The organism is Paenisporosarcina sp. P4_E4_2, from assembly GCF_056401595.1.
Genome location: NZ_JBFUJC010000163.1, coordinates 1 through 6,820 on the forward strand (window position 1 = coordinate 1; position 6,820 = coordinate 6,820).

The 6,820-nt window shown below is 38.8% G+C and carries 9 protein-coding genes and 1 pseudogene; 8 read left to right on the forward strand and 2 right to left on the reverse strand.

Features of this window, described 5'->3' with window-relative positions; translation table 11 throughout:
- From AC1DSB_RS11930 to AC1DSB_RS11940, 3 genes and pseudogenes are all read left to right on the forward strand, one after another.
- Nucleotides 1-218 (forward strand): annotated as a pseudogene (locus AC1DSB_RS11930) (MFS transporter); the annotation flags it as partial.
- A 131-nt stretch (nucleotides 219-349) separates the two neighbouring features.
- Complete coding sequence (locus tag AC1DSB_RS11935; RefSeq protein ID WP_477531450.1) at nucleotides 350-619, forward strand: RNA polymerase sigma factor; 270 nt, start codon at nucleotides 350-352, stop codon at nucleotides 617-619.
- Between the two features lie 115 nt (nucleotides 620-734).
- Nucleotides 735-1,256, forward strand: coding sequence for a cupin domain-containing protein (locus AC1DSB_RS11940; RefSeq protein WP_477531449.1), 522 nt, complete (start codon nucleotides 735-737; stop codon nucleotides 1,254-1,256).
- A 462-nt stretch (nucleotides 1,257-1,718) separates the two neighbouring features.
- On the opposite strand, the gene rluF is transcribed toward AC1DSB_RS11940, so the two are convergent.
- Nucleotides 1,719-2,423, reverse strand: a complete 705-nt coding sequence (gene rluF / locus AC1DSB_RS11945) for a 23S rRNA pseudouridine(2604) synthase RluF (protein ID WP_477531448.1) — start codon at nucleotides 2,421-2,423, stop codon at nucleotides 1,719-1,721.
- A gap of 168 nt (nucleotides 2,424-2,591) precedes the next feature.
- On the opposite strand from rluF, the gene AC1DSB_RS11950 reads away from it, so the two are divergent.
- Genes AC1DSB_RS11950 through AC1DSB_RS11970 form a run of 5 tightly spaced genes read left to right on the forward strand, consistent with a single transcriptional unit; the run spans nucleotide 2,592 to nucleotide 5,846 of the window.
- Nucleotides 2,592-3,275 (forward strand): Crp/Fnr family transcriptional regulator, encoded by a 684-nt coding sequence (locus AC1DSB_RS11950; RefSeq protein ID WP_477531472.1) that lies wholly within the window; start codon nucleotides 2,592-2,594, stop codon nucleotides 3,273-3,275.
- 51 nt (nucleotides 3,276-3,326) lie between these two features.
- Complete coding sequence (locus tag AC1DSB_RS11955) at nucleotides 3,327-3,536, forward strand: hypothetical protein (protein WP_477586785.1); 210 nt, start codon at nucleotides 3,327-3,329, stop codon at nucleotides 3,534-3,536.
- 43 nt (nucleotides 3,537-3,579) lie between these two features.
- On the forward strand, nucleotides 3,580-3,708 hold the full coding sequence (locus AC1DSB_RS11960) for a hypothetical protein (protein WP_036659576.1): 129 nt from the start codon (nucleotides 3,580-3,582) through the stop codon (nucleotides 3,706-3,708).
- A gap of 16 nt (nucleotides 3,709-3,724) precedes the next feature.
- Complete coding sequence (locus AC1DSB_RS11965) at nucleotides 3,725-4,192, forward strand: cytochrome c oxidase subunit II (RefSeq protein WP_342542520.1); 468 nt, start codon at nucleotides 3,725-3,727, stop codon at nucleotides 4,190-4,192.
- Nucleotide 4,193: 1 nt separating this feature from the next.
- Nucleotides 4,194-5,846: a b(o/a)3-type cytochrome-c oxidase subunit 1 gene (locus tag AC1DSB_RS11970; protein ID WP_477531446.1), complete on the forward strand. Its 1,653-nt coding sequence runs from the start codon at nucleotides 4,194-4,196 to the stop codon at nucleotides 5,844-5,846.
- A gap of 457 nt (nucleotides 5,847-6,303) precedes the next feature.
- Here the strand turns inward: AC1DSB_RS11970 and AC1DSB_RS11975 are convergent.
- Nucleotides 6,304-6,820, reverse strand: a 517-nt coding sequence (locus AC1DSB_RS11975; protein ID WP_477586786.1) for a collagen-like protein, incomplete at its 5' end; no start/stop codon positions are given.

Below are 6,820 nucleotides of genomic sequence, written 5' to 3' on the forward strand. Positions count from 1 at the left end.
AGACTGCATTGCAAACGCATACAGATACAGATCAACTTGGTCATGTATTTTCAGTTCAATCTGTTTTGGTGACTGGTGCATTTGGAATCGCGACTTTTATTTTCGGTTTGATAGCCGAATGGTTTGGAATAAATCACGCATTTTATCTTTCCGCAGTTGTAATGGTAGTTTCAGGATTGTTTACAATTAAGCAGAGAAAAACATTCTATTACGCCTAATCATTTAAGCACATGTAGTGTCTATCACTTCATGTGCTTTTTATTTTGAAGTAAATTACTCTAAATTCAGCACATTGAAATGTTGTACAAAACGCGTGTGGGGTATTGAGGATTTAAAGGGGTGTGACTAGATGACTACTGAAGAGTGTTTGATCATCGGATTTTCTAACCAGGAACAACAGTCTTTGATTGAACTATATAATCGCTACTCTCGGTTGTTATGGAAAATATCGTACAGAGTTGTTGCTGATGAAGCTATCAGTGAGCAAATTGTACGCGGAGTCTTTCGGGATGCATGGGAAAATCCAGAGAAATTTAATAACGGAAAAAAATTATCAACTTTAATGATTGAATGTTGTCTATCACAAATCGATACACTCATCATCCAGAAGATTTCCTGACTAAAATGTCGATAAAAACACTTTAAAAAATGTTCCACGTGGCACATTTTGTCGAAAGGCATTGAATCCATTTCTTTTATAGCGGATGATGAATGTATTAGGGGGAGGGAGAGAAATGATGACAAAACGAAATGCATCCTATTACATAGAACATTTAAACATGGAAGCGCACCCAGAAGGGGGACACTATACACGGAGTTTCTACTCGGAAGAAAAAATGGAAACGTCGGATAGCAAAACAAGAAATCTCTACACGACAATTTACTTTTGCTTAAAGAGTGGCGAAGTATCCCACTTACACCGACTTCAATCGGACGAATTATGGTTTTTCCATGACGGAAGTCCACTCACTGTGCACGTGATACACCCGAATGGTGAATATACAGCTCAGAAATTAGGGTTGGACTTTAATAACGGGGAAAAGCCACAGGTACTCGTACCTAAAGGAGCAATATTCGGTTCCTCAGTTGATCTTGAATCCACATTTTCTTTGGTCGGTTGTATGGTGTCGCCTGGTTTTGATTTCGATGATTTCGAGCTCTTTACGCAAAAAGAATTACTAGAATTATATCCTCAACAAGAAGAGGTCATTAACAGAATGGCATATAAAAAAATAGTGGATGGCAATTACACGTGACAATCACATATCGTTTTTATGAAGGGCCTCAAGATTTACATCGGCAAATTGAATTTTGGAATGCTTGTACGAAACTACTTCCTTTTGCATGGAAGCCGACATTGTCCCCGAATCAATTCATGAAACAACAACAATTCGCAAACACGATGTTTTGCCTATAATGGTGAACTTTGTGTAGGGTATCCTTGGGTTTTACCAGGTATATCTTTTTAATTCTTTCGCACGACTATCAAGTAATTCACGACTAAAGAAATTAGGTTTTAAGGAGTAAACTGAAGATGTCATGATGATGAAGAAAAGCGATCCTAAAGAATAGGACCGCTTTTTTTCATTATTTTGGGTAAAATTAGCCAGAAGGTGCCTGACTGACCTCGTCAGTCCCAAAAGTCTCCGCGTATTAGTGCACCGTTTATATTAAGTGTATGAGTTATCGATAGCATTGCATCGCCTCCTACTACTCTATTACCTTTTTGGTGAATAGTTAAGCGTACTGAATAGTTCTTCCAACTCCACTTTCGTTAAATCACGCCATTCACCGACAGTAAGACCGTCCACATGAATATTCATGATTCGAATACGTTGCAAACCTTTGACTTCGTAACCCAGTGATGTACACATGCGGCGGATTTGACGGTTCAATCCTTGTGTTAGCGTAATTTTAAACATTTGAGAAGAGAGTTTTTCTACTTTACAAGGTAATGTTTTGGTGTCTAAAATCTCTACGCCTTCAGACATTTGTTTAACAAAATCCTGTGTAACGGGTTTGTCCACTTTAACGATGTATTCTTTTTCATGCTCATTTTCAGCCCGCAATATTTCGTTTACAATATCTCCATCGTTTGTCAATAAAATCAATCCATGCGAATCTTTATCGAGTCGGCCGATATGAAAAATACGTAAAGGATGATTGACGAAATCAACGATATTTCCTTTAATATGTCGTTCTGTTGTACTGGTAATGCCTACGGGTTTATTAAGAGCGATGTAGACATACGGCTCTTCATGTTTTACCGGTTTGCCATCGGCACGCACATCGTCTCCAGGCTCTACTTTGCTTCCAAGTTCAGCTTTTTTCCCATTGATCGTAATGCGTCCGTCTTCTATCCATTTATCAGCACCGCGTCTTGAGACAATACCAGCTTCACTTAAAAATTTATTTATGCGCATATCATCACCTGCTTCATTTAGTATGTTAATTATACCCCATAATGAACTCCTATATGAGATGGAAGGGGAATCTCAATCGTGCAGATGGTACTATCCAATAGAAAAGGTTCTATGGTACTCTTTACCCAAGAGAAAACGAAGAAAGGAGTGTTTTGATTGAAAAAAGGGATGGTTGATACGTCCGTTGAACTGAAAGAGTTGCTCTCCATACGACACATTGTGAAAACGTATAATAAAGACTCTTATTTGTTCCAAGAGGGCGACCCCATCAAAGGGATATACTTCATCCGAACCGGAAAAGTTCAAATTGGGAAAGTTACACCTGAAGGTCGAGAATTGACGTTAAGGATTTGTGGACGCAATCAGTTCGTTGGGGAATTCACGCTCTTTGCCGAATCAGCCAAATATATGTTGGATGCCAAGGTCATGGAAGATGTGGAATGCATCAAGATAAGTGTCGACGATCTGGAAGAAGAGCTGACCCATAATGCCAAGCTTGCCGTTTCCTTTATGAAGTGGATGGGTATCAATCACCAAAAAACACAGACCAAATTCCGTGACCTCCTGTTGCATGGTAAAAAAGGAGCGCTTTACTCAACGTTGATTCGCATGACGAATAGCTATGGAGTACCTAACAAAAAGGGCATCATGATCGACATGACGCTTACCAATCAAGAACTTGCTAATTTTTGCGGCATGACACGTGAAGTAGTGAATAGGCTGCTGAGTGACTTAAAAAAACAAAACATACTTTCCACGGTGGATGGAAAGATGCTGATACACGACCTTGATTATTTAAAAGACGAAATCAATTGCGAAAACTGCCCAATTGCTTTTTGTAAAATTGATTAAAGAAGTGATTTACCTCAAAGGTAAATTGCTTTTTTTTGTGGGGAAAATTAGGTGAAACCGATTAAAACAGGTTTGATGCCGATTAAAATCCAGTTCATGCCGATGARATTACCAGTGATGCCGATTAAACTGAGTTCCATTCCGATTAAATTCAATCACCCTCGATTTACTCCACAGCCCTATTCCAATTTTGACAAATTATCGACACTCACTGTAAATAAACCTTCGAGTGTGACTTATATCACAGTCCCTAAACCATGAATGGCCTACGCTGAATATAAGTTATAAAAACGTGAAGAGGTGAATGAGATTGAGTAAAAAAAATCAATCGCCAGAGTTGAATTTAAAAGGAACGCTGATCAGTGTTTTTTCAGTTGGCATCATTATTATCGTCATGTGGTTTGTCGTTTATTTCATGTATGTAGCAAGATGAAAAGGAGTAGATTTAAATGCATTTTCATAAATATGAAAAGATTTGGCTTGTATTTGGCCTAGTCTCATTAATCGTGTTTTTAAGTATAGTCGGAGTAAGCGCATTCTCTCACGGCCACACACCATCGGGAGGAATGGATACAATTGATCCTAAAAAAGTAAATGAAACTGCGCCATTTGATCACCCTGGCGTTACTCAGATAGATGACGATACGTACCAGGTAGCAATTGTGGCATTGGCGTTCGGATACAATGCACCTGAACTTAAAGTACCTGCAGGAAAAGAAATCATTTTTAAATTAACTAGTACAGACGTCGTTCATAGTTTTACGATTGATAATACGAAAGTAAATATGATGGTGGTTCCAGGTCGGATTACTACAAAATCTTATACATTCGATAAACCAGGTAAATATTTAATTCTTTGTAATGAATACTGCGGTGCTGGTCACCACATGATGTCCACAGAAATAGAGGTGTATTAAGATGATTGCTGCACAAGATCGTAAGTTGGCTTTATGGAATATCGGAGTTGCATACATCGCATTTCTAATTGGAACATTATGCGGATTATTACAAGTTTTCATACGAAACGATGCTCTCCAATTACCTAGTTGGTTGGATTATTATCAAATATTAACGGCACATGGCGTATTGCTTGCACTTATATATACTACTTATTTCATTTTCGGTTTCTTTATTACTGGTATGAGTAAAAGCCTTGGAAGCTTCGGTCCGAAAGTTCGACGCGTTTCCTGGATTGGTTTTGCAGTCACAACAATCGGCACTATTTTAGCAACAGCTATGATTATTTCTGGGGAAGCTTCAGTTCTATATACGTTCTATGCTCCGTTGAAAGCAAGTGGTTGGTATTATGTAGGATTGGCATTGTTTGTAGTAGGTACATGGATTAATAGTTTTGCATTGGTAGGACATTATCTCGTCTGGAGAAAAAAACATAAAGGACAATTAAGTCCACTATTTGCTTTCATGACCATTACGACAATCATCCTGTGGATCATCGCTTGTCTAGGTGTGGTAGCCACAGTTCTATTCCAATACATCCCTTGGGCGTTTGGCTGGGTGGATACGATTAACGTGGAACTAAGTCGCTCTTTGTTCTGGTATTTCGGTCATCCGCTTGTGTATTTCTGGTTGTTGCCAGCTTATATGGCGTGGTATGTAATAGTTCCGAAACTAATTGGAACGAAAGTTTTCAGTGATTCATTGGCTCGTTTGTCATTTGTGTTATTCATTCTTTTCTCTATTCCAGTAGGGTTCCATCACCAATTAACGGAACCAGGGATTTCGAACTTCTGGAAGTTCCTTCAAGTCGTGTTGACATTCATGGTTATTATTCCATCTTTAATGACGGCGTTTTCTATGTTTGCGACATTCGAGATTTCAGGACGTAAAAAAGGAGGGAAAGGATTATTCGGCTGGTTCACGAAACTTCCTTGGAAAGACGTTCGCTTTACATCAATTTTTATAGCAATGGCTTTCTTTATTCCTGGTGGAGCGGGAGGAATCATCAACGCAAGTTTCCAGTTAAACGAAGTCGTCCACAACACATTATGGATCGTCGGACATTTCCACATTACTGTTGGGACACCTGTAGCGATGACTTTTATGGGGCTGACATTTTGGTTAATTCCATACTTAACAGGACGTAAATTCTCAAAGTCTATGCAAAAGCTAGGATTCATTCAAATTATTACATGGACTATCGGTATGCTCTTAATGTCCACTTCGCAACATATTTTAGGTCTTTTGGGAGCACCGAGACGCACTGCATATTCCAATTACAATAATCATCCTTCCGCAATGGAATGGTTTGATGGGATAATTACGAATCATGTAACGATGGCAATTGGAGGCAGCATTTTATTCCTATCTGCCATGATCCTGATTTATATCGTCGTGATGTCGATGTTTTTATCACCAAAAGCCGTACGTGAAGAAGACTTTGTCGAGTTTCCAATGGCGGAAAGTGACAAAGAAAACACACCGAAATTTTTGGAAAACTGGTGGATTTGGATTGGCATCGCATTCGCATTAATCATTATCGCCTATGCTATACCGCTAACTGGCATGATTCACCATGCACCTCCTGGTTCAGAAGGATTCAAAACATGGTAGGAGTTGAATGAAATGGTCTTAATGCTGATATGTTTCTTTGTTGWAATTACTTTAGTGGTCGGAATGCTAGTAGAAGTTAATGAAATAGAAGAATAAGGAAAAAAGGTTTGTAGCGAAAGAGTTCGCAGCAAACCTTTTTTTAATTTGTTAGACAATGATTATGTAACTTTGTCCTATTGATGTCTAACAAAAAGTATTTTTAGAAATGAGCAAGTTAAAAATGAACTGGATATTATAAACATGAATCGTGAAATCTATTACTAGTTTCATGTTTTTTACGATTGACTCTGTCTACTTTTACTGTTGATTTTTTAATCATGTTTCGAAGCTAGAGTAGCTATGCAGAAACAGAAACAGGTTTTCTTATGATTAAAAAAGTGTAGCTTCTTGCGTTAATAAACAATAAAAAAGCTCCCGGGATGGAAGCTTTTTTTGAAAGTCTAGAATTTTTTTCTCATTATCCAATTTGTGTAATAACAAGATGAGCTGATACAGGCTCTGACCCTCCGGCGGTAGGAGTAATTGTCAATGCAGTGGATGCACTTTGAGGATTTCGTACGGTGATGATTGAATTAGTGACATTTGTTTGCACTAGTGCCATCCCTACTATCTGAGTAGTGCCGGTTGYACGACCGACTACAGTATAAGGTAATTCAGTAGATCCCGATCCCGAATCAAGAGTTAAAACTAGTTGCCCGGCTTCTGTTATGCTCACTTGAAATAAAACTTGATAAGTTCCAATAGCTGACAAATTAAATGAATCACCGCTGATACGAGTAATCCTTGATCCAGCTAAGGTAGGTCCATTTTGAGGGAAATCAACATCTTCACCTGCACCAACTGTTGTAGCATTATCACCAGGCATCAAAGCATAAAAATCTGCAAAGTCTAGTATGCCTCCTTTTCCAGCAGGCCCAGTAGCCCCAGTAGGTCCGGCCGGTCCAGTAGGCCCAGTAGGCCCAGTAGGCCCAGTA

Bases quoted from the DNA above. Each gene is read 5' to 3' on its own strand.
- rluF (WP_477531448.1), bottom strand. From the start codon at position 2,423: ATGCGCATAAATAAATTTTTAAGTGAAGCTGGTATTGTCTCAAGACGC.
- AC1DSB_RS11965 (WP_342542520.1), top strand. From the start codon at position 3,725: ATGCATTTTCATAAATATGAAAAGATTTGGCTTGTATTTGGCCTAGTC.
- AC1DSB_RS11950 (WP_477531472.1), top strand. From the start codon at position 2,592: ATGGTTGATACGTCCGTTGAACTGAAAGAGTTGCTCTCCATACGACAC.
- AC1DSB_RS11970 (WP_477531446.1), top strand. From the start codon at position 4,194: ATGATTGCTGCACAAGATCGTAAGTTGGCTTTATGGAATATCGGAGTT.
- AC1DSB_RS11960 (WP_036659576.1), top strand. From the start codon at position 3,580: ATGAGATTGAGTAAAAAAAATCAATCGCCAGAGTTGAATTTAAAAGGA.
- AC1DSB_RS11935 (WP_477531450.1), top strand. From the start codon at position 350: ATGACTACTGAAGAGTGTTTGATCATCGGATTTTCTAACCAGGAACAA.
- AC1DSB_RS11940 (WP_477531449.1), top strand. From the start codon at position 735: ATGATGACAAAACGAAATGCATCCTATTACATAGAACATTTAAACATG.